The 22,697-nt window shown below is 65.8% G+C and carries 18 protein-coding genes; 2 read left to right on the top strand and 16 right to left on the bottom strand.

Annotated elements, in window-relative coordinates; translation table 11 throughout:
• Window positions 1–44: 44 nt before the first annotated feature.
• From cysN to WAT24_RS03165, 7 genes are all read right to left on the bottom strand, one after another.
• Window positions 45–1,949 carry a sulfate adenylyltransferase subunit CysN gene (gene cysN / locus WAT24_RS03195; RefSeq protein WP_336806392.1) on the bottom strand — a complete coding sequence of 635 codons (1,905 nt, stop codon included), beginning with the start codon at window positions 1,947–1,949 and terminating at the stop codon, window positions 45–47.
• Window positions 1,949–2,932, bottom strand: a complete 984-nt coding sequence (gene cysD, locus WAT24_RS03190) for a sulfate adenylyltransferase subunit CysD (protein ID WP_336806391.1) — start codon at window positions 2,930–2,932, stop codon at window positions 1,949–1,951. Before cysD ends, cysN begins: the two co-directional genes overlap by 1 nt.
• Before the next feature lie 139 nt (window positions 2,933–3,071).
• The gene (locus tag WAT24_RS03185; protein ID WP_336806390.1) at window positions 3,072–4,130 is read right to left on the bottom strand and encodes a sulfotransferase family protein; all 1,059 of its coding nucleotides are present in this window, start codon (window positions 4,128–4,130) and stop codon (window positions 3,072–3,074) included.
• Between the two features lie 28 nt (window positions 4,131–4,158).
• Window positions 4,159–5,106: a sulfotransferase family protein gene (locus WAT24_RS03180; protein ID WP_336806389.1), complete on the bottom strand. Its 948-nt coding sequence runs from the start codon at window positions 5,104–5,106 to the stop codon at window positions 4,159–4,161.
• A 134-nt stretch (window positions 5,107–5,240) separates the two neighbouring features.
• Window positions 5,241–6,011 (bottom strand): sulfotransferase family 2 domain-containing protein, encoded by a 771-nt coding sequence (locus WAT24_RS03175; RefSeq protein WP_336806388.1) that lies wholly within the window; start codon window positions 6,009–6,011, stop codon window positions 5,241–5,243.
• A 132-nt stretch (window positions 6,012–6,143) separates the two neighbouring features.
• Window positions 6,144–6,851: a hypothetical protein gene (locus tag WAT24_RS03170; protein WP_336806387.1), complete on the bottom strand. Its 708-nt coding sequence runs from the start codon at window positions 6,849–6,851 to the stop codon at window positions 6,144–6,146.
• Window positions 6,852–6,882: 31 nt separating this feature from the next.
• Complete coding sequence (locus WAT24_RS03165) at window positions 6,883–8,490, bottom strand: lipopolysaccharide biosynthesis protein (RefSeq protein WP_336806386.1); 1,608 nt, start codon at window positions 8,488–8,490, stop codon at window positions 6,883–6,885.
• A 350-nt stretch (window positions 8,491–8,840) separates the two neighbouring features.
• On the opposite strand from WAT24_RS03165, the gene WAT24_RS03160 reads away from it, so the two are divergent.
• On the top strand, window positions 8,841–9,506 hold the full coding sequence (locus WAT24_RS03160; protein WP_336806385.1) for an acyltransferase: 666 nt from the start codon (window positions 8,841–8,843) through the stop codon (window positions 9,504–9,506).
• A gap of 6 nt (window positions 9,507–9,512) precedes the next feature.
• On the opposite strand, the gene WAT24_RS03155 is transcribed toward WAT24_RS03160, so the two are convergent.
• Both WAT24_RS03155 and WAT24_RS03150 read right to left on the bottom strand, forming a co-directional pair.
• Window positions 9,513–10,505, bottom strand: a complete 993-nt coding sequence (locus WAT24_RS03155) for a glycosyltransferase family 2 protein (protein WP_336806384.1) — start codon at window positions 10,503–10,505, stop codon at window positions 9,513–9,515.
• 207 nt (window positions 10,506–10,712) lie between these two features.
• The gene (locus WAT24_RS03150; RefSeq protein ID WP_336806383.1) at window positions 10,713–11,825 is read right to left on the bottom strand and encodes a right-handed parallel beta-helix repeat-containing protein; all 1,113 of its coding nucleotides are present in this window, start codon (window positions 11,823–11,825) and stop codon (window positions 10,713–10,715) included.
• 641 nt (window positions 11,826–12,466) lie between these two features.
• On the opposite strand from WAT24_RS03150, the gene WAT24_RS03145 reads away from it, so the two are divergent.
• Entirely contained in the window at window positions 12,467–13,543 is a 1,077-nt protein-coding gene (locus WAT24_RS03145; protein WP_336806382.1) for a right-handed parallel beta-helix repeat-containing protein, read from the top strand.
• 87 nt (window positions 13,544–13,630) lie between these two features.
• On the opposite strand, the gene WAT24_RS03140 is transcribed toward WAT24_RS03145, so the two are convergent.
• From WAT24_RS03140 to WAT24_RS03110, 7 genes are all read right to left on the bottom strand, one after another.
• Window positions 13,631–14,800, bottom strand: a complete 1,170-nt coding sequence (locus tag WAT24_RS03140; protein ID WP_336806381.1) for a glycosyltransferase family 4 protein — start codon at window positions 14,798–14,800, stop codon at window positions 13,631–13,633.
• 41 nt (window positions 14,801–14,841) lie between these two features.
• Window positions 14,842–15,978, bottom strand: a complete 1,137-nt coding sequence (locus WAT24_RS03135) for a right-handed parallel beta-helix repeat-containing protein (protein WP_336806380.1) — start codon at window positions 15,976–15,978, stop codon at window positions 14,842–14,844.
• Window positions 15,975–17,519 (bottom strand): asparagine synthase-related protein, encoded by a 1,545-nt coding sequence (locus tag WAT24_RS03130; protein WP_336806379.1) that lies wholly within the window; start codon window positions 17,517–17,519, stop codon window positions 15,975–15,977. The genes WAT24_RS03135 and WAT24_RS03130 overlap by 4 nt, the downstream gene beginning before the upstream one ends.
• A gap of 109 nt (window positions 17,520–17,628) precedes the next feature.
• On the bottom strand, window positions 17,629–19,122 hold the full coding sequence (locus WAT24_RS03125) for an asparagine synthase-related protein (RefSeq protein ID WP_336806378.1): 1,494 nt from the start codon (window positions 19,120–19,122) through the stop codon (window positions 17,629–17,631).
• A gap of 100 nt (window positions 19,123–19,222) precedes the next feature.
• The gene (locus WAT24_RS03120; protein ID WP_336806377.1) at window positions 19,223–20,269 is read right to left on the bottom strand and encodes an EpsG family protein; all 1,047 of its coding nucleotides are present in this window, start codon (window positions 20,267–20,269) and stop codon (window positions 19,223–19,225) included.
• Window positions 20,270–20,271: 2 nt separating this feature from the next.
• A complete protein-coding gene (locus tag WAT24_RS03115; protein ID WP_336806376.1) occupies window positions 20,272–21,096 on the bottom strand; it encodes a glycosyltransferase family 2 protein in 825 nt (274 codons plus the stop codon).
• Between the two features lie 101 nt (window positions 21,097–21,197).
• Complete coding sequence (locus WAT24_RS03110; RefSeq protein ID WP_336806375.1) at window positions 21,198–22,415, bottom strand: polysaccharide pyruvyl transferase family protein; 1,218 nt, start codon at window positions 22,413–22,415, stop codon at window positions 21,198–21,200.
• Window positions 22,416–22,697 lie beyond the last annotated feature (282 nt).

Below are 22,697 nucleotides of genomic sequence, written 5' to 3'. Positions count from 1 at the left end.
AGCGCCGCCGCCCCCTTCGCGGGCGACGGCGGCGCTGCAAGCACTCAGTTCGCCAGCAAGGTATCGATCACCCGCTGGGCCAACTCGTCAACCGAGACTCCCTGGGTCTGCAGGTGCAGCTCCGGCCGCTCGGGCCTTTCGTACGGCGAGTCGATACCGGTGAAGTTCTTGATCTGGCCGGCGCGCGCCTTGGCATACAGACCCTTGGGGTCGCGCTGTGCGCAAACCTCCAGTGGAGTATCGACGAACACCTCGCGGAACTCGCCCTCGCCGAACAACGTACGCGCCATGTTGCGCTCGCTGCGGAACGGACTGATGAACGACACCAGCACGATCAGGCCCGCATCGACCATCAGCCGCGCGACCTCCGCCACGCGGCGGATGTTCTCGACACGGTCCTCCTCGGTGAAGCCCAGGTCGCGATTGAGGCCGTGGCGCACGTTGTCGCCGTCCAGCATGTAGGTGTGATAACCCATCGCGTGCAGACGCCGCTCCACCGCGTTGGCGATGGTCGACTTGCCCGAGCCGGACAGGCCGGTGAACCACAGGCAGGCCGGCGCCTGGCCCTTGATGCGCGCGCGGGCCGCGCGGTCGACGTCGGTGTGCTGCCAGTGGATGTTGTCGGCGCGGCGCAGCGCGAAGGCGAGCGTGCCGGCGGCCACCGTGGCGTTGGTCTGGCGGTCGATCAGGATGAAGCCGCCCAGTTCGCGGCAGTCCTCGTACGACTCGAACGCGATCGCGTGGTCGAGGCCCAGGTTGCAGTAGCCGACCTCGTTGAGCTCCAGGCGCTTGGCCGGGCGCTTCTCCTGCGTGTTCACGTCGACGCGGTGCTTGATCTCGGTGACCTGGGCGGTGACCAGGCGCGCGCCGATCTTCATCCAGTACGGGCGGCCCGGCAGCAGCGCGGCCTGGTCCATCCACAGCACGTGGGCGGCGAACTGGTCGGCCACCTGCGGCGGCGACGCGGTCGCGGCGAGCACGTCGCCACGGCTGATGTCGCGTTCGTCTTCGAGCTGGATCGCCACCGCGTCGCCGGCGCTGGCGCGCGGCAGGTCGCCGTCGGCGGTGACGATGCGCGCCACGCGCGAGCGCACGCCGCTCGGCAACGCCACCACCTCGTCGCCGGGGGCGATCGAGCCGGCCACTACCTGGCCCGCGTAGCCGCGGAAGTTCTGGTTGGGACGGCACACCCACTGCACCGGCATGCGGAAGCCGAGCTTGCTGGTGGCACGCTCCACCTGCACGGTTTCCAGGTGCTCGAGCAGGCTGGGCCCGCCGTACCAGCCCATCGCCTGCGAGCGGCTGGAGACGTTCTCGCCGCGCAACGCGGACAGCGGAATCGCAGTGACCTGCTCGATGCCCATCTGGGCGGCGACCAGCCGGTAGTCGCTCTCGATGCGCTTGAAAGTGCTCTGCGCGTAGCCGACCAGGTCCATCTTGTTCACCGCCAGCAGCACGTGGCGGATACCCAGCAGGCTGCAGATGTAGGTGTGCCTGCGGGTCTGCGTGAGCAGGCCCTTGCGCGCGTCGACCAGCACCACGGCCAGGTCCGCGGTCGAGGCGCCGGTGGCCATGTTGCGCGTGTACTGCTCGTGGCCCGGGCAGTCGGCCACGATGAACTTGCGCCGGTCGGTGCTGAAGAAGCGGTAGGCGACGTCGATGGTGATGCCCTGCTCGCGCTCGGCCGACAGGCCGTCCACCAGCAGGGCGAAATCCAGCTCGCCGTTCTGCGTGCCATGGCGCAGGCTCTCGCCCTCGAGGGCGGCCAGCTGGTCGTCGAACAGCAGCTTGGTGTCGTACAGCAGGCGGCCGAGCAGCGTGCTCTTGCCGTCGTCCACGCTGCCGCAGGTAATGAAGCGCAGCAGGCTCTTGCTCTCGTGCCGCTGCAGGTAGTCGTCGATCGCGGTGACCGCGCCGGCCGTGCCCTGGTCCATCGCTTCCATGTCCATCAGAAGTAACCCTCCTGCTTCTTCTTTTCCATCGAGGCGCTGGTGTCGTGGTCGATGATGCGGCCCTGCCGTTCGGAGGTGCGCGCCACCAGCATTTCCTGGATCACCTTCGGCAGCGTGTCGGCCTCGGACTCGATCGCCGCGGTGAGCGGATAGCAGCCGAGGGTGCGGAAGCGCACCTTGCGCATCTGCGGCACCTCGCCGGGTTCCAGCGGCATGCGCTCGTCGTCCACCATGATCAACTGCCCCTCCCGCTCGACCACCGGCCGCTCCTTGGCCAGGTACAGCGACGGCACCTCGATCTTCTCGCGGTAGATGTAGAGCCAGATGTCCAGCTCGGTCCAGTTGGACAGCGGGAACACGCGCACGCTCTCGCCCTTGTGGATGCGCGCGTTGTAGAGGTTCCACAGCTCCGGGCGCTGGTTCTTCGGGTCCCAGCGCTGCTGCGCGTTGCGGAAGGAGAACACCCGCTCCTTGGCGCGCGACTTCTCCTCGTCGCGCCGCGCGCCGCCGATGGCCGCGTCGAACTTGTGCTGGTTGAGCGCCTGCTTGAGCGCCTGCGTCTTCATGATGTCGGTGTGCACCGTGGCACCGTGGGTGAACGGTCCCACGCCCTGCGCCACGCCTTCCTGGTTGATGTGCACCAGGAGCCGGCAGCCGGTTTCCTTCGCTCGCCGGTCGCGGAAGGCGATCATCTCGCGGAACTTCCAGGTGGTGTCCACGTGCAGCAGCGGGATTGGCGGCGGTGCCGGGTAGAAGGCCTTCTGCATGAGATGCAGCAGCACCGAGGAATCCTTGCCGACCGAGTAGAGCATCACCGGATTGGCGAATTCGGCGGCAACCTCGCGCAGGATGTGGATGCTCTCCGCTTCCAGGCGCTTCAGGTGCGAGGCCTGGGCCAGGGCCTCGACCCTGGGTGGTTTGCTCCCGGACTCCGGTGTGCGGGGGGCGTTGCTCTCTTCCGGCATGACGGCTACGGCCATGGGCTTCCATCCTCTTTTCGTCAAGGCGCGCCAGGAAACGACGGCGCGAACAGGCGGACTCTAGGTCACGAATCGTGAAAGAAATCGCTATGCGCGCGTTAGTGCAAGGCGGCGCCCCGGGCCGTGGGCAGCCTTGCGTTCAGGCTCCCAGCGACAGCGCCATGCGATTGGCGACATACGCGCGCGGGCGCTCCCAGGGGATCCAGCGGTAGGGGTGGCGCGCATGCATGCGCTCGTAACCGAAGGCCTCGAACACGGGTTCCGCGACCGCGTTGGCGAGTGCGATCTCGTAATCGGTGATCTGTTCGCGCCATGCCTGCAACGGCCGGCGGGAAACCCCGCCGAAGGACTCGTTGCTGGTGCTGTTGCCGTTCCAGTGCTGGCCCACCGAGGTTGGACGGGTCAGCTGATCGTGGTACTCGATACCCAGGAAGCCGGCGACCGCGCGCATGGTCGTCGCTGTATCGGCCACGAGGTCCTCGAAGCGGACACACAGGTAGTTCGGCACCGCCAGGCGGTTGGTGAACAGATGGTGATAGGAGTTGTGCAGGGAGCACGCCATCGGCCAGAGGTAAGGGAACCGTCGGCTCTTGCGTTGCAGCATGCGACGCACCGCCACCAGCGTTGCATAGGGGTTGCGAACGATGTGGATGAAGCGCGCCCCCGGGTAGTAGCTGGCAAGCACGTAGGCGAACTCGGCGTGCTCGACCGACTTCTCTACCAGTGCCTGCCCGGCCGATGGCGCCGCTCCTGCGGATGCCTCATAGGCGGCGCGCATGTAGCCGAGGAAGAACGCCGGCATGTCGCTCGGATCCAGCGCGCGCAGCCGTGGTTCGAGCACGTCCATGCGGTAGCTGAAGCCGGGTGCGTCCGCGTACGGATCGTCGCCGCGCGTGTCCTCGCGGATATGCCGCACCAGCCCGTCCAGGAACTGCTGGCGATCGAGCGTGCGCGGCAGGTTGCGCCTGCGCCGGTAGTCCACCCAATGGTTGGTGAACTGGAACAGGTGCGTCTCCTTGGGTAGCACCGCCAGTTGCGGATGACCGTCCAGCAGGCTGCGCAACAGGCTGCTCCCACTCTTGTGCGAACCGAGCAGGAACACGGGTGGCGGATCGACCACCGCCGCGGCCGCCGGCAGCGCGGGATGGATTCCGGCGAGGGAGGGGGTGCGGCAGGCTGCGCTGGGGGATGCGATCATCGTCAATCGACTCTTGCTGAACGAATGCTCACGCGGATGCCATGCGTGCCGCCGATGGTTGGAGGGGCGTCTCGGCCTGCAGGCGGCCTTCGCACAGGGCCTGCATGCGCTCGGGCCAATCACCGAGCGCGGCCAGGATGGAAGCCCGTTGCCGCTCGTCGAACAGTTCCTGGAACTTGGTACCGTTACGCGAGCGGATCTGTTCCTGGACGTTGCGCTTGTGCGGCTCGCGGTCACGGACGATGGCCCGGTAGACCCCGCGGCGTTCTGCGAGCATCTGCGGGTGATAATTGATGCCGGCGAATTCGCATACTGCGACCAGAGCCGGCGCCGGCTCCGCGACCAGCTTCTCGTAGGCCACGAACATCCGGTTCGGGACACCGGCTTGGCGGTAGGCCGCGCGGGCGGAGGCGAGCCAGCGGGCCACGCAACCCTCGACCGTCCGGTAAGGGGCGAGCCAGCGATCCGGATAGCGATTGGCTACGTCGTACATCGAAGCGATGGTGTCCTGGGCGGAGCGTACGATGCACACCACCTTGAGATCGGGCACGTAGCGTTCGATGGTCTCCAAGTAATGGAGATGTCCGGGTGTCTTCTCCAGCCAGACGCTCTTGCCGTATTCCCGGGCGATCCGATCGCCAAGCTCCACGTACCGGCGCGCCGCCGAGTCGATCGACAGCGGGTAGCGCGGCACGTACTTGACCAGGTCCGCGCGCCCCGCGTCCGTCACGAAGCTTGCCAGCCTGTGCCGGCAAGCCCTCGGATGGGCAATGCCCAGCCTGACGCGGGCGCGGTGGAGCAGACGTCGGATAGTCTCGCCCGGGGTTGACGGTGGCAGCGCGAACAGACGCTCACCACGCTGACCCACCGTGTCGATGAAAAAGTGCGTCTCCGGCGAAGAAAACACGGACGGGTGGGCTGCCAGCGCCGACTGCAGCAACGTGGTCCCTGAGCGGGCGCAACCGACCACCAGCACGTGCCGGACGGCTGACCTCTCCGATCCACGCCTATGGGGCGGCTTTACATCCATTTTGCGGCTTCCTCGCCTGGGGCATACACGGATCTTTCCAGCGCGATCGTCGATTTAGCGTCGGCGCGCGCGGAAGAGATTCAGGCATCTGTGAGCAAATCCGAGAGCATGTCCTGCAACCAGGGCAGGCTCACGCTCACGCAGCACCAGATCGGCAAGAGGAAGCGGTAGCCCATCAGTCGCATCTCCTCGCCGAACGTACGCGCGATCCAGCTCCGCTCCTCCTCCCCCAGCACCTCCCGGTAGCTGCGGTTGTCGGCACGCGTCTTGGACTTCGCCCGAGGCAGCTCGAGCGGCTCGGGCAGGCCAATGACCTTCCTTACCTCCTCCAGCTCCTCCGCGATCGCCTCGTAGCGGCATATGCGGTCGACAGCCACCTCGCCGTCGATGGTGTAGACGCCGTAGCCGCGGCGCTTGAGCGCCAGGGCCTTGGGCGAATGAATGAAACTCGACAGCGGCGGGCGCGGTTCGGTGCGGTTGCACCAGTAGTAATGCGAGATGACCCGGTCGTACGGATTGCGCTCGAAGCAGAACTTGTAATAGCTGTTCCACACCTTTGCACCGACGAGCTCGCGCACCTCGCGCCCGCTGATGTGGTTGAAGTAGCGCATCTTTCGATGCCCCTTCAGAACCAGCAGGGCCAGGTCGCGCAAGCCGTAGTCGCGCCAGGGCGCCATGTAGTTCTGCGGACCCGGATAACCCAGCCCGCGACGGATCTCTTCGTCCGCTGGAGATATCGGCGTGATGACGTCTTCGGGACCGCAGAACTTGGAAAGCGCGATCTCGATCGACGTTCCGGCCGTCTTGTTGGTCTTGAGGAAGATGAACCGGTGCTTGTGCGAGATGATCATGGCAGTCGTCCTAACTTGCCCGCGAAGGAGATGCTCGCCGCGCGTCGGGGGCGACAGGCATCGGCCGACGCGCACGGCACAGCTTGAGCATCGTCCTCGGCTTAACGTCGACGAAACGTATTTTCCTGCGCGTCAGGCATGCGCCAGGCTGGGTTCATAGCCGAACCGCGCCATGCCCTCGGCGCAGATCGATTCGATCAGGGCCAGGTTGTGCCTGCCGAAGAACTGCTCCGGCGTGACCGAGCGGTTGCCGCGCGGCTGGAACTGCCGGTCCTGCTCGTCGTGGATGTCACGGACCACCTGCAGACCAAGATCCTCGGCGAGATCCGCTATGCAACCGCTCTTGTCGGCGAGAAAGTCCTCGTAGCGCACCAGCCGGATCGAGGAACGTCGCTCCCAGTAGCGCTCGATCGCCAGATTCCACCGCTGGGCGAGCCGCGCGATGTGGCTGCCGTGGCTGATGCCGAGCCCATCGCCGGCAAGAATGGCCTGCCATCCCCTTGCATGGTCCAACGCGCGTTCCTGCTGCGGCCCGAGCGCCTCGAGCCGCCCGTCGATGCGAAGACGATTGAGGATACTGCGGATGTTCTGGCGTGGGTCGCGCACGATGAACAGACGCGGCGAGTCCGGGAACCTGTGCTCGAGTTCCGGATAGATGAAGGAGAAGTTCGGATCCTTGATGATCTGCGCCGAGAAGTATGCAGGGTAGCGGCGCACGACCTCGTCGATGCTCCGGCGCCCGGCGAGCAGATCATCGACGATCGTAGCCTGCTCATCGAAATGCGCGATGTGCCAGAACGGGTCGTTGCTGAAGCGCAGGCCAGCGGCCTTGGCCAGCAACGCCGCAATGACCGTGGTACCGGATTTCTGGTTACCGCCGACGAGTACCGGACGCCGGCAGATCCGCGCGCTCTTGTGCCTGCAGAACTGGCGGACGTTCCGTCCGCTCCGACGCAGGCTTTCGGGTATCCATCTCGACGGTAGGTTCATTGCGGGCACCTTGGTTCCGTTTGGGCTTGAGGTCGTCCAGAAGAATCTTCATCTCGCGCAGATGGGCCCGCCCGCCAGGCAGTAGCATCCAGATGCCCAGATACGCCAGCCCGTAGAACAAGGCATCGACGAGAATCAGCAGCAGGTGGCCGGGCCAGGCAACAGCCTGATGCAGCCCCCAGAGCAGCAGGCCGGCGGTGATCGAGGCAATCGCCGGGCGCGCAAGCGTCGCGAAGGTTCCACCCGTGGTGATGGGCGAACCGCGATAGCTGTATGCCAGTGCAGGCCACACGAGCAGCACCCGGGTGATGCTGAAGGAAGCGGCAACTCCCATCGCCCCCCAAGGCAGGCCCGCGAAGAACGCCCCCACGGTGACCGGGCAGGAGAACAGCTGCTGGCGCAGCCGGCGTGCGGTCTGGCCGAGAGCGCTGTAGACCCAGCCCGGAGCGACGTTGAAGGTCCCCATGAAGGCGGCCACCCCGAGCGTTTGGAACAGCGGCACCACCGGCAGCCAGCGATGGCCGAGCATCACGAGGATGACCGCGTGGGCATCGGCAAGCAGAAAGCAGATCACGGGCATGCCGAGGAAGGTCATGCCGCCCAGCGCACGGTAGTAGAAGCGCGCGAAACGCTCGGGCTGGTCCTGCAGGCGGCTCAGCGCCGGGACCACCACGGACGATATCGGAGCGTTGATCTGCTGCACGGGCATCAGCAGCAGGCGGTAGGCCTGACTGTAGAAGCCGAGCGCCACGTCGGACACGAAACGGCCGATCAGGATGTTGTCCGCGTTGCGGTTGGCGAAATTGAGGACGTTGGAAAGGCTCTGGTGCGCCCCGATCGCCACCATCGGCCGCACCCCACTGCCGCGTCGCGGCAGGTCCGGCAGCCAGCGACAACTCCATACGGTGAGCACGAGCATCGCCACGCTGTTGCCGTACTGCTGGATGATAAGCGCCCAGTACCCGGCACCCAGCCATGCGCTGTAGATCGCGATCAGGAAGCCCACGATGCGCGCGGCGACGGCAATCGAGCCTATGGCGCCGAAGCGCATCTGTCGCTGCATCAATGCGGCGTGCTGGATGCTCAGACTGTCGATGATGATCGAGCCTGCCAGCGCGACCACCAGCCAGAGGACGCGCGGATCCTTGTAGAACCAAGCCATTGCGGGACTCAACGCAGCCAATGTGCCTGCAGCCGCGAGCCCTACCGCGATGTTCAGCCAGAACAGCGTGCTTACCTGTGCGTGGGTGATCTCGGCCCGCTGTACCGTCGCCAGGGAAAGTCCGCCCGATCGCAGCACCGTAATGAACCCGGTCAATGCGATGGTCTTGCCGAATACGCCGAAGTCGGCAGGCATCAACAGGCGCGCCAGCACCGCCATGCCGGCGAGCTGGATGCAGAAGAGCCCAACCTGGCTGATCAGGGTGGCGACGGCCCCGCGCACGCTGTGGCGGCGCAAGTCGCGGTGGATGTGATGCATGTCGAACATGCGATGAGCACCGCGTACGCGGGGTTCTGTCATGGGGAATCGGGGGCGCAGCACAAGCGGGCTCGAGCGGTATTGTCGAGACCGCAAACGTTGGCTGTACGACCGTGAAACGTCCGTATAGCGGGCCTTGCGCACGACGTGACCGGGCCTCCGCTGGCGCCGAGCAGGATCGGCACAACCGCGCATTTCACGGCCACCGCAGCGGTGCCGGGCCTTTACCGCGGCTTCACCCTGCGTTCGATACCCAGTTAGGAATGTGATCGCCCTTCACGCGGCTCCTCCGGCCCGCCTGAGGGCGAACGGAATGACGTGCGCCCACAGGCGTGCGTGACGACTCAAGGAGGTGAACGATGAACCCACCGCCCGACGACCGCCCGCATTCGCCAGCCGACCGATTCACCAGCAGCACGGGGTCCCTGCACAGGACGGCCAGGGCGCTGGCCAAGCACGCGTACCGTTCGTACTACACGTTGCGCCTGTCCCGGATCCGGGGCCTGCACCTGGGAGACCACGTGCTGATCAAGGGCAAACCGCACATCGCCATCGCGCGCGGCGCGAGCATCCACGTCGGTCGTAGCGCGGTGCTCAACTCGTCGAATGCCGGCTATCACCTCAACATGCACAGCCCGGTCAAGCTGATGGCCGACCGACCGGGTGCACGCATTCATATCGGCGAGCAGACCCGGATCCACGGTAGCTGCATCCATGCCTACCGCTCCGTGAGCATCGGACGCAGGTGCCTCATCGCAGCGAACTGCCAGATCATAGATTGCAACGGCCACGAACTCTGTTTCGACGACGTCGACCGACGTGTGGACACGGTAGACGAAGGCCAGCCGGTAGTGATCGAGGACGCGGTCTGGATCGGCGCGAATGCCATCGTGCTCCCGGGCGTGCGGATCGGACGCGGCAGCGTAGTCGCCGCCGGCAGCGTGGTGACCCGGAACGTACCGCCCAGGGCGGTGGTCGCTGGCAACCCCGCACGGGTCGTGAGGCGGGTCGAGCCGGTGACTTAGGGCGGCTCAGCGTTGCGCCACGCGCCGGTACATCGTACTGGTGCGCGCCTTCAGGCGCGAGGAGATCCGCATGCCGAGGAAGGCTGCGAGCAGCGAGCTGCGCGCGTTGTACCCCTTGCCGTCGAAGCCGAAGGCACGCGCCTTGGCGCTCCAGCGCGCGCCCAGCGCATTCTCGCCATGTGCGAAGGCCACCCAGGCGGTCTTGCAGCAGACCCGCCCGAGCGCGTGCCGGTAGCGGCTGATCGCCGCCGGGTCGGTTTGCGTGGCGACCCAGCGTTCGATCCGGTCGAACACGATGTCGGCTGCGTACATGACGTCCTGGATGTGCGCGCGGGTGACGCGATGCGGCGAGTCGTGCTGCCAGTACACGCCGTTGCCCTGCTCGCACACCGCTACCTTGAGACCGCCGGTCAGGGCCCGGATCATCAACTCGCCGTCCTGGTCTTTCCTCAGCCGCTCGTCCCAGCCGCCGATGGCGCGCACGGCCTCTGCCCGCCATGCGATGCAGCAGGGCGGGAAAAACGCGTGGATGAGCCAATGGAAGATGCGGTCGCCATTGTCCAGGTGGGGTGGACGCCGGAGCATGCCACGGTCGCGTCCCTCGCCGTCGAACACCCACGGGCCGATGGCCACGTCAGCGCCCTCGTTGTCGAGTGCACGGACCAGTCCGTCCAGCAACCCGTCCTCGACGTAGTCGTCGGCGTCCAGGAACATCACGTAATCGGTACGCACCTCGGCCAGGCCGAGGTTGCGTGCGCGCGGCGCCCCGCGGTTCTGCGGCGTCGACAACAACCGGACACCCTCGGCCCGTACCACTTCTGCGGTACCGTCGAAGACGCCGTCTTCGACCACAATGACATTCTCGGGGGCGGCTCCCTCGGCGAGCACCGAGCGGATTGCCCGCACGACCCACTGCTCGGATCGGTATGCGGGGATGACCACACTGAGTTTCTCGCGCGTGCCCTGCCGGCTGTCGCTCACACGGTCGATCGCATCCATCGGGGTTGAATCCTTCCAGCTTGTCGTCGGCGACCGGCCCGCCGCCGGATCATGCTTCGCAAACGGACCTACCGGGCGATGATTGCGGTGGAGACGTGAATCCACCGTTCAGGGATCGGAAACGTGATGGCACCCCCGAACTTTGGTTCAGCCAATAAAAAAGGGGCAGCCGCCTGGCTGCCCCGGGGAGAAACACGCCGGCGATGCTTACCGGGTGTAGTTGTTGTACTTCGAGTTGGAGAAGATGTTGCCGGACACCGAGATGCCGTAGGTGTTGGTGCCGATCTGCAGGTCGCGGTCGAGCCCGCCGCCGGTGTTGGTCGGCGAAATGTAACGGGTGCTGTTGTACTGCAGCGTGTTGCCGACGATCGACCAGTTGTGCGACTTGCCACTCGCGCCCACCGCGGCCAAGCCATTCTTGGTCATGGTATTGGCGGAGACGGTGATGTACGGGGCGGTAATGCCGAGTACGCCGAAGCCACGGTTGCCGGTCATGGTATTGCCGACGATCGCGACGTCGGAGATGTTGGAGTGCAGCTCGATGCCGTTGCCGCGGTTACCCGAGAAGGTGTTCTTCTCCAGGCGGATGGTGTTCGCCGGACCCTGGTCCTGCGGCTCGATGTCGATACCGGCCTCGGGCAGCGTGCCGTTGGTGTCCTTGAAGGTGCTGTTGACGATGTAGACGTGCTGGGCCGGGCCGATCGACAGGCCCTGGCGACGGTTGTTGCTGGACACCACGCCGTTGATCGTGACGTAGTCCGAGCGCGAGGCGCTCGAGCCCCAGCCGGTCGCACCGATCCAGATGCCGTCGCCCCAGAAGTTGGAAAGGCTCACGCCCTTGACCATCACGTTCTTGGAACCCTGGATGTTGATGCCATAGCCCCACTCGCCGCTGGTGCCGATGTGCTTGGCGCGATCGCCGACCAGGTTGCCGCCGACGATGCGCACGTCGGTGACGTCCCACACCTTGATCACCCAGTAGCGGCTCGCGCTGTTCGGGATCACCTCGAGGGTCGCCATGCTGTCCATCAGCAGGCGGGTGTGCGAGCGCATCTTGATCGGCTTGAGCGCGTTGATCATGTAGTGGCCGGCCGGGACGGTGACTGTGCCACCGTCGGACGGCAGCGAGTTGATGGCCGCCTGGATGGCGGCGGTATCGTCGTGCACGCCGTTGCCCAGCGCACCGAAGCTGCGCACGTCTACCGAAGCGCTCTTGCCGATGGCGATGGACGGGGTGGCGTTCCACCAATCGGCGGCAAACGAGGGTGCGGCGGTCGCGGAAAGGGCCAGTGCGGCAAGGGCCAGCAACGGCTTCTTCACAGAGGTCTTCGCGGTGACGGGCTGGCGAGAGGAAGCAGCAAGCTTCTGATTATGAAGGCGAATGTTCATGTGTAGCGAGGTCTCGAGTTTTGTCGGGTATGGGCTTCGTCACGCGAAGCTGACGCAAAAAATGCGCGATCTTCACGCACCCAAGCAAGCTCGACAGGAGACCCCGGTTGGTGGATTTATGACCACGTTGGCAAAAAGGCCCGGTAGCGCTCCGGGCGCTCGCCGAGACCGCGCGACAGCCGTCACACAAACCCGGCCGGGCACACAGACAGGCGTGTGGCACGGTGGCTCGCCACCCTGTGAACGTGCGCCACACACCCTCGCTGCCACGCGGCGACCGAATCGGTAACGGCCACCGCCGGCGGCACTTGAGCCGGATCCGGAAGGTGCATTCGCCAGCGCTTGCGCGCGCCGCGCGCAAGCGTGCACACGCCTGCCTGTGCGGGCGCTCTGCTGTCCGATCTACATGAACAGACCCGAATGGCTGAGCTTGTTAGGCTCCGTGAAGGTCATGCATGGTTCGCGTCACTTTCACGTGACGAGAGGGTCAACCCCTGATGATGAATCCACACGACACCCAGTTCTCGGCAAAGCCGGCCCACACCAAGCGGAAGTTCAGCACGAAGCCCTTGATGATCGCAGCCGCTTCGCTGGCTCTGTCTGCCGTGGCACTTCCTGCTGCTGCTGCTTCCTGGTGGAACGCCAACCCCTACATCTCGATCGGCAAGGCCAGCGTCAACGTCAAGGACAAGGGCGCACGCGGTAACGGTACGCACGACGACACGGCTGCCATCCAGGCCGCCATCGACTCGCTGCCGGACACCGGCGGTACCGTCTACGTGCCGGCCGGCCGCTACATGATCAACGCCAAGAAGGCCCTGCGTCTGCACTCCCATCAGCGCCTGAAGCTCGATCCCGATGCCGAGCTGATGGTCATCCCGAATGACGCCGGCCGCTACCACGTGGTCAAGGTCTGGAACGTCAACAACGTCGAGATCGTCGGCGGCCGCATGACCGGTGACCGTTCCCGCCACCAGGGCTCCGGCGGCGAATGGGGCTACGGCATCAACATCCAGGGCGCGAAGAACATTTTCGTGCACAACGTCAAGCTGTCCGAATTCTGGGGCGACGGCATGTGGATCGGCGCGACCGGTTGGGGCAGCAGCCTGCGCCGCTCCAACTACGTGACGGTCAACAACATCGTTTCGCAGCACAACCGCCGCCAGGGCCTGTCGATCGGCCCGGCCCAGCACGTCTACATCGTCAACAGCACCTTCAAGGACACTCGGGGCACCCTGCCCGAGGCCGGTGTGGACATCGAGCCGCAGGACCAGGGCCCGGCCAACACCGTGCGGCTGGAGAACAACACGATGTCGGGCAACCGCGGCAACGGCATCGAACTGCACTACAACATCTCTGACATCACGATCAAGTCCAACAACCTGACCGACAACCACGGCTTCGGCGTGCTGGCGGTGAGCGCCCCGCACCTGAACGTGGCCAAGAACAAGGCCACCCGCAACGGCCTGGCTGGCGTAGGCATGAGTGGCAAGACGCATGATGCGAAGATCCACGGCAACACGCTGCAGTACAACAGCACGCGCTACATCTCGCCGACCCGCTCGGGCGGCGGCCAGACGCGCGACATCCAGATCGGCACCAGCACCTACAGCATCTCGCAGTACAACAACACGCTGACGCCGAAGTGAGCGGTGGCGCAAGGGCCCGTGAGGCCCGAGCCGGCAACCCGCGACGCCGGGGCAGTGATGCCCCGGCGTTGTTCTTTCAGAACGGCCTCAGGAAGCCGTGCCGGCGAGCGAGCCACCGGGCATGTCGGTACCGAGCAGGCGCTCGTACACGTCGATGGTCCGCTGGATGACCATGCGCTCGTCGAACTCGGCAATCGCCTTTTCACGCGCCCGCTCGCCGAGCCGCCGCAGCAGCGTGCGGTCGTCGTCCAGCCGGGCGACCAGCTGCGCCAGCGCCGCGGCGTTGCGCGGCGGCACGACCAGGCCATCGATGCCATGCCGGGTCACCACCTCGCGGCATCCCGGCTGATCCGTGGTGATCAGCGCCAGGCCGGCCGCTGCCCCCTCGATCAGGCTCTTGGGTACGCCTTCGCGGTAGTAGCTCGGCAGGGTCATTACATCGATCGTCGACAGCAGGGCCGGCATGTCCTCGACATGCCCCAGCCAGGTGATCACTCCTTCGGCTGCCCAGCGCTCGACCTGCGCTTCGTCGACCGAGCGCGGATTGCCGGGATCGGGGGCACCCGCGAGCACGAACTCGATGTCGCGACCCTGCTTCCTGAGCAGGCGGGCTGCCTCCACGTACTCGCCGATGCCTTTCTCCCACAGCAGCCGCGCTGCCAGCAGCACGCGCAACCGCCCCTCCGATCCGGACATCGAACTCGGCCTGAAGCGGGAGGTATCCACGCCCGAGCTGCGGATGACGTGGATGCGGTCCCGCGCAACAAGGCGTGCACGGCGGAAGATGTCGGCATCGTCCGGATTCTGCAGGACCAGCAGCGAGCGGCGGTGGTCCAGCGTGGCGCGCATCAACGTCTGCACCAGTGGCCGCAGGCAGCGGGCCTTGAGCCCGTTGCTGGTGAACACGTAGCCGAGGCCGGCGACCGCATTGACCGTGGCCGGCACTCCGGCCAGCCGGGCGGCCGCGCCACCGTAAACCGCGCACTTGACCGTAAAGTTGTGCAGCAGGTCCGGCTGCTCGCGGCGCAGGACCCGCACCAGATGCCTGAACGTCACTGCCTCGCGCAGCGGGTTCAGGCTTGCGCGATCCATCGGCAACGTGATCCAGCGGAAACCGCGTGCGGCGAAGCGACCGCCAAACGGCCCGGGTGGCGACAGCATCACGACCTCGTGCCCATCCGCCTGCAGGCGCTGCGCGGTGGACAGACGGAAGTTGTAGAGGTACCAGTCGGTGTTGGCGTAGAAAATGACTTTCATCGCGGGTCCTTGTTGTGCCTGCTCCTGCCCCCGGGTGTCCGTCAGGACGAGAACGTGTTGCCCGAAACGTGAACGTTGGTAGCGGTCGGGTCGATGCGCAGCTCTCCGGCGTGCTCTCCACCGCCACCCCGTTCCGAGGTCAGCGCCTTCAACGCATGCCGCAGGCGGCGCGCACTGTTCGACGATAGGGTGTTCTCGGTGATCTTCACGTCACTGGTGCGCTTGGCCAGCGCCACACCAGCCAACCCGTTGCCTGTAATGGTGTTGCCGTCGATCCAGAGGTCGCTCGCGTGCACGGCGAGCACGCCGTACCCCTTGTTGTCCCGGATCGTGCACTGGCGGATCACCAGACCGGAGACATGGTGGTGCACCTCGATACCGCTGCCCTTGTTGCCGGTCAACACGCAGCCCTGGATCAGTACGTCGCGTACGTCTCCCTGGTCCATCGGCTCCAGGTCGATGCCCGACTCAGGCGCGGTGCCGTGCGTCCCGCTGAAGGTGCAATTGATGATGCGCACGTGCTGGCAAGGCCCGATCGAGAGGCCTTGGCGCCGATTGTTGGTGGAAACCACGTTTTCCACCGTCACGTCGACCGATACATCGGCGCCCGGTCCCTTGCCCAGCGCACCGATCCACATGCCATCGCCCCAACAGTCGGACAGGTGGGTTCCCGATACCTTTACGTGCCGTGACGCCTGGATGTTGATGCCATAGCCCCACTCCCCTCCTTCGCCCTGATGCCGGTCACGCTCGCCTACCACACGCCCGCCAACGATCTCGACGTTTTCGGCGCGCCATACCTTGATCACGTGGTAGCGCTTGCGCGCATTCGGCAGCGCGGTCAGCTGCGCGTCCGGAGCCATCTCCAGGCGCATGTTGGAACGCAGATTGATGGCACGCGTCGCATCGACCATGTAGTTGCCGGACGGGATCCTCACGACGCCCCCCGCCGCCGGCAAGGCGTCGATGGCCGCCTGGATCGCTGCGGTATCGTCGTGGCTGCCGTCGCCGCGCGCTCCTTTGGTGCGCACGTCGATGATCGTGCCCGATCCCGCGGCGTCCGCCGGCCAGCCGGCCGCGCAGGTGCGGCGCGTCAGCGGTGCCAGCAGCGGGAGGGCCGCCCATGCCAACGCATGGCGCAGGAAGTCGCGGCGGGTGGACGGCCGATATGCAGTCATTCGAGTGGCTCCAGCGAGCGCGAGGCACCGGCCCGGCTGAGCAGCCAGGGCAGGATGATCGCCAGCAGGTAGAACTTGGACGCGAAGAACTTGTTTCCCATGCGGCCGCGATGGGCTTCCAGCCAGCCGACGGCTCCAGGCATCAATTCGGACGCCTGTACCGCAAAGGCATGCACCTGATCGAAACGCGCGGCGGCCAAGCCGCACAGGTCGAAGCGGAAGCAGCCCTTGGCCTTCACGTACGGCAACTCGCCGAAACGGCGGGTGATGTGCTTGCGCACCAGCGGCTTGTTGTGCCCTTCACGGTCGATCAGGTGGGTGTCGGGCACATGGCGATAGACCCACTCGCTCAGCTGCGCATCACAGAACGGATACGCCTGGCGCAGGCCCAGCGCACTGGTGGTGTACTGCCCTTTCGGAAAAGCGGCCGCCGCCTCGGCGATGGCCAGCGACACGCGCCGTCGCCCTTCATCGGACACGGTGGCCGCCAGCTCGTCCTTGAACACCTGCAGGCGCTGGCGCGATTGGGCAGCGACCGGCCGCCCCAGCAAGCGATCCACTTCCTGGTCGCTGAAGCGCGAGCCGGGAAAATATCGCTCGAATGAATCCATCCCCAACGTGGCCAGAACGAAGCAGGCGACGAAACTGCGCCCGAGCGGGCTGGCCTCCAGCAAACCCGAGGGCAGCCGGATGCCTCTCGCCATCCGGACCAGCACCTGCCGCCGCAAGTCGACCGGGGTGCCGAAATAGATGTCCGAGCCCAAACCATCGATCACGCCGTCGCCGCCACTCTGGGCGATCTCGGTAGCCAGGTCGGCATACGACAGCAGGGCGAAATCGGCCGAAAGCAACGGCATCCTCGGCACCATCGCAAGATAGCGGTCGTAGGCGCGCGCCGGCTTGCATACCAGCGCCTCGTGGCGTAGGCCGAGCTGCCGTGCCACCGAGCGCGCGGATGCGACCTCGTCCTCCTCGCGCCCACCCAGATAGGTCAGGCATCGCGCGTCCGGCCGGGTCTCGGCCACCGCGATGGCCAGCGAGGTCGAGTCCTTGCCGCCACTCTGCAACAGCCACGGAGCGTGCATACCGGTGGTGGATCGCGAGACCGCCTCGCACAGCAGGCGGTGGTAGGTCTGCAGGAGCGCCTCTTCGTCCACCGACTCCTCGCCCGGTCGGGCGGGCGCAGGTGAGGAACGATAGGAAAAGCGGTACTCCGGCGCCGAGTGCAGGTCGCGTTCGGGATCGAAGCCCAGGCTTGCCACTTTCACGTCCCGATAGATCGAGTGCGGCGGATAGACGAACGCGTTGCGCAGCAGATCCGCAATAGAGACCGGATCGAGCTTCAGCCCGCCGGTGATCCCGACCAGCGGCGTGAAGTCGGCATTGCCTCGATAAGGCGAGGCGCTCAGCTTGATGCGGTTCGCGGCGTCCTGCGTGGCAACTGCGGGATCGGGCATGGCGTTGGCTTCGTTCGCAGTGTTCATCGAGACGGAAGAGGGAGATGCCGGCATCCCGGACAGGCCTTCCGGATAGGCGTTCATGACCTGCGCACCTCGGTCACCGTTCGCCATCCAGATAGCAGCCGCAATGCGGTGGTCGGGTGAAATCCGGTTCGCTCGCGAAGAGCACGTCGCCACGTTTTGCGCACGGTCACTCTTTCACCTCGTCCGAAGCGTTGCCCGCAGCAACCTGCGTCGCCTTCATGCGGCTGAGCAACCAGGGCAACACGATCGCGAGAAGGTAGAACTTCGAGGCGAAATACTTGTTGCCCATGCGGTGGCGGTGCGCCTCCAGCCACCGCGGGGCCCCAGGCAGCAGTGCCTGCGCCCGGCGGGCGAAATCAAGCACCTGATCGAAGCGCTGACGCGCCAAGCCACACAGGTCGAAACGGAAAGAGCCCTTGGCGATGACGTAAGGCAATTGATCGAAATGGCGGGCGATATGGCGACGCACCAGCACCTTGTTGGTGCCGTCCGGTGCCATGAGGTACTCGTCCGGCACTTGGTGGAACACCCAATCGCACAGCGTCGGTTCGCAGTAGGGATAAACCACGCGCAGTCCCAGTGCGCTTGCGGCGTACATCCCTTTGCCGAAAATCGCCGCCTCGACGATGGTGGCCGAGACGCGCCGACGAGCCTCCAACGTCTGCGCGGCCGCAATGTCCGCGCGGAACAGCTCCAGGCGTTGACGCGACCGATCGGCGATCGGCTGTCCGAACAGTTCGTCGACCTCGGCATCGGTGAACCGCGACCCGGCATAGAAGCGCTCGAACGCATCCATCTGCAGGGTTCCCAACGCATAGCAGAGCTTGAAGTTGCGACCGACGAGGCTCGAGCGGAACACGCCGGGCGGCAACCGCAGTCCGAGTGCGAGCAGGCCGAGCATGCGCTGCTGCCAGTGCGCCGGCACCCCAAAATAGGGGTCGGATCCGAGCGCATCTATGACCCCGTCGCCACCGCACGCGGCGATCTCCGTGGCGAGATCGGCATAGGACAGAACCGCGAAGTCCGCGGTGAGCAGAGGCATTCGCGGCACCATCGCCAGATAGCGGTCGTATGCGCGGGCCGGATCGCACACCAGCGATTCGTGCCGCAGACCGAGGCGGCGTGCCACCAGACGCGCGGATCCGACCTCGTTCTCTTCCGACCCCCCGAGGTACGTGATGCAGGTGGTCTGCGGGCGGGCTTCGGCCAGTGCGATCGCCATCGAAGTGGAGTCCTTGCCGCCGCTCTGCAACATCCAAGGCGAGCACATCGACCCGGTGGTACGCGCGATGGCCTCGCACAGCAGGCGGTGGTACGTGTCGACCAGCGCCTCGGCGTCCACGGCGCTGGCTGGTGGCCGCGCCGGTGCAGCCGCCGATTGGCGCGCAAAGTGGAACCGCGGACTTTCATGCAGATCCTGCGTCGGGTCGAAGCCGGTGGTCGCGACCTTGACGTCCTTGTAGATTGTGTGCGGCGGATAGACGAAGGAATTGCGCAACAGGTCGCTGATCGATACCAGATCCAGTGCCGAAGCACCGCCGGGGTGGTCTGCGAGCACCGAGAAATCCGGCTCGCCCGCATGGGGGGAGAGGCCGATCTGTATCCTGCGCCGCGGCGTTCCCGCCCCCGCCGTTGCAGCCTTTTCGATAGTAGCGGTCATGGATTCACCCCATGTGCATGTTCCACGGCCTGCCGGCCGTCTCAGGCCAACCTGGCCCCTTCGGCCGTCGCACGTGGCCCGGCCTTGCCCCTGAAACCGTTCACACCACGATTCCCCGCGTCACGTAGAAGTAGAAGACACCGCAGGCAGCCACCAGCCCCATGCGCAGCACCAACGGGTTGCGCAGGGGCGCCACGCGGCTGTCACAGCACACGGCCGCCAGCAGCAGGGAGACCGAGAGCCAGGCCGGCAGCAGAAAGCGGTTGGAGAAGTTGCCCCAGCCGACCGCGAAGAACGGCAGCATCAGCACCAGATAGACGGCCGTGCCACGCTTTATGTTCTCGCGCACGGGCTGGTGCACCAGCGGGGCCAGCGCATAGGGCAGCAGGTACCAGAACAGCGAGAACACGGCAAAATCCAGGCGCACGCCCGAGCGATAGTTCGCATGGAGGTCATAGGCCATCACGAACGTGTATACGCTCGGTGCGAGCACGCGCACCAGCAGCATGGTCAGTCCACTGCAGTACGCGAGGAAGGCGAGGATGCCCACTGTCCGCAACAGGCGCAGCGGCAAGAGCAGCACCGGCGCGAAAAACAGGTACATGACCGAGGAATAGTGAAAGCCAGTGGCCAACAGGCCCCAAAGGAAGAACGCGCGCCATTGCCGTTGGTGGAAGGCCAGAAGAGCCGTGAACACGAGCAACGAGGCGAGCCCTTGGCGCACCACGTTGATCGAGGCGTTCGCCATCACGGGAGAGATGAAAAGAAACATCAGCGACGCCGCCAGGAAGGTCATGTACCGCGAATCGCTTTCCAGGTAGGCGTGATAGCGGTGGGTGGCGGCCACCACCGTGCCGATCATCACCAGGAACAGGGTGCCCTGGTATGCGGTCAGGCTCGCTCCCGTCATGGCGATGGCGACCGTCAGGTAATAGAAGACCGGCTCGAAACGGCTCTGCACCAGGCCATGGCGGGTCAGCGACTCGTACAGACCGGCGTACACGTACGTGTCCGTACCGATGTCGATGCTGCGCGTGCCGACCAGCAGGTCGGCGAAAAGCACCGCGCCGGCAATCAGCATCAACCCGAGCATGACGCGGGCGTTGGTGTTGTCCGGGGTGTCCGGCAGCGCAAGGGTGTGGTTCATGGTCAGCCCGCCTGGTCGGCCCGAGGGGATTGCGTGTTCTGGAAGAAGCGCCGCGTGTAGGTGATCACGCGCCGGCGCAGGTAGCGCAGTTCGCTCAGCACCTGTACGACGCGCATCTGCAGTCCGCCGACCAGGCCCTGCGCATGCAACTGGCGCCGCACTTCGGTGGCCGCCTCGTGCATCGCGGCCAGGTCGCCGCTCAGGCCACCTGCGCCGAAGGCCGGCTTGTGCCAGGACGCCAGCACCAGCTCCACACGCGCGCATCGATAACCGTTGAGCAGGATCTGCGCCCACAGCAGGTAGTCCTCCGCGCGGCGCCGCGACTCGTCGAAGCGGAACGGCAGGTCCCGGCGCAGGACCAGCGAAGCGGTGGGGAACGGTGAGCGCATCTGGAGCAGGCTGGGGCGCACCACGGTAACCGGCGGCGGATGCCGTACCGCCGGCGCGGGTGCACTGCGCGGCTGCACGTTCATTCGATGGGCAAGCAGAGCGATGCTCGGATCGCTCTCGAGAACCTCCATCTGGATGGAAAGCTTCTCCGGATGCCATGTGTCGTCGGCATCCAGGAAGGCGATGTACGGCTGTCGCGCATGCGACCAGCCCAGGTTGCGCGCACCCGAGGGCCCGCCGTTGCGCGGCAATGCAAGGACCCTGACCCACCCGTCGGGGTAGCTGCGCGCGATCTCGTGCAGACGCTCCAGCGTTCCGTCGCAGCTGCAATCGTCGACCAGCAACACCTCGGCGGGCGGCAGCCTTTGTCCTGCAATCGAGGCCACCGCCGGGCCGATCGTGTCGACACAGCGGTAGCACGGAACCACCACGCTCACGGGCGCCACCCCGGGGGACGCCCTGGTCAGCGCGGCGACTTTTTCGGCGGTGGCTGCACTTTCCCGTCCGTTCCTGGCTTGCATGGGTGCTCCCTTGTCGCTCAATAAAGGCAGTCGGAAATGCGCGCGGCGGCGGCGCGCGCGGCCAGTTGCCACTCGGTCAGGCGCCGCTCGAGCAGACCGCGCAGGGCATCCTCACGCTCGACCAGTCGCTCCAGCGATTGCTGCAATGAACGGGCTGACAGGTCGTGGGCCTGCAGCACCGTCTCCTGACTGCCGAACATGTCGCGATTGATGCCGCAGGCCTTGACGCTGTAGGCGATGGACATGGTAGGGACGCCGCTGGAGAGCGCAGCGATGACCGCGTGGGCGCGGGCGCCGATGAAAAAGCGCAGATAGCTGATGACGTACTTGGTCTGCGCCGCGTTGAAGTCGTTCGGCATCATCTTCACCGAATCGCCCAGGTCGGCGAGCTTCTCCAGTAGCGGTGCCATGTAGCCGGCATCCCCCCCACGCGGGTCGTCGCGCAGTGGATCGGCGTGAGGAATCAACAGCACGCCCAACTGGTATTGCCTCACCGCATGGCGGATGAACGAGGCGATTTCGGCGTGCACGTCGATGTCGGGCCGCTTGTAGCGCTCGACCAGGCGGCTGACGTTGAGACCCAGCACGTGCCCTTCGCCGGCCGGCCAGAACGGTTTCAGTTCAACCGGCTCCTTGCCCAGCATGAAGGAAGGCTCGGCCATGCGGATGACGTTGCGCAGCCCGAGCTTGTGGACCAGGTAATCGTGGCTCATCGACTCGCCCGTCGCGACGAAGTGCATGCGCGCGAGATGGCGGGTGACCGGTTCGATGAACTCCGGTTCGCGTTCGAACGGCCCGACCGACGCTCCCCAGAGCATTACCGGCTTGCCCAGGTCCATGGCCCAACCATCGACGCTCATGATCGGCGATGGGATGCGGTAGTCGAGCGAATAGTTGTCTCCGCCAACCGCGAGCACGGCATCCACGGACTCCAGCTGGCGACGTAGCCAGCGCGGCATGGGGAACGGCCAGCCGGCGCGCTTGATCAACGGCAGGGGCAGACTCTGCAACTGCACCCAGTAGCGTGCGGGGGGCGGCAGGTAGGCACGGACGAAGCGCACGCCATGTTCCGCAGCGTCCGGCCACTGCGCACTATCGCGAGCGATGTTTACCGAGGGAACCAACACTTCAATGTCGCCGAATTGTTCCTTCAGCAGGGCGACGGTACTGCGCACGATGGCTTCGCAACCCCGATTGCGGAACGTGCGCTGGCCGGAGAGGTAAAAGCGTTTCACGAGTGCGTCCTGGCATAGATTGGCGGATGGCGACACCGTCCCGGGGACGGGACGACGGCGGCATCGGATTGCCGCATGCATTTACCCTTGCCGCGGGCCATGCGAACGCACGGCCCGCGATTCGTTCGATCAAGCGATCGCGACGGTGCGCCGGTTCTCTCCAGACGCCACCTGCGCGTGCGCCAGCGACCGCCCCCGTCCGATGCCGTAATAGGCCAGGCCGGCGTCCTCCACCTGCGCCGGGTCGTACAGGTTGCGCCCGTCGAAGATCGCCGGCTCCTT

Source organism: Fulvimonas yonginensis, assembly GCF_037137055.1.
In the GTDB taxonomy this organism is placed as follows: domain Bacteria; phylum Pseudomonadota; class Gammaproteobacteria; order Xanthomonadales; family Rhodanobacteraceae; genus Frateuria_A; species Frateuria_A yonginensis.
This window is presented reverse-complemented; position numbering and strand designations above follow the sequence as displayed.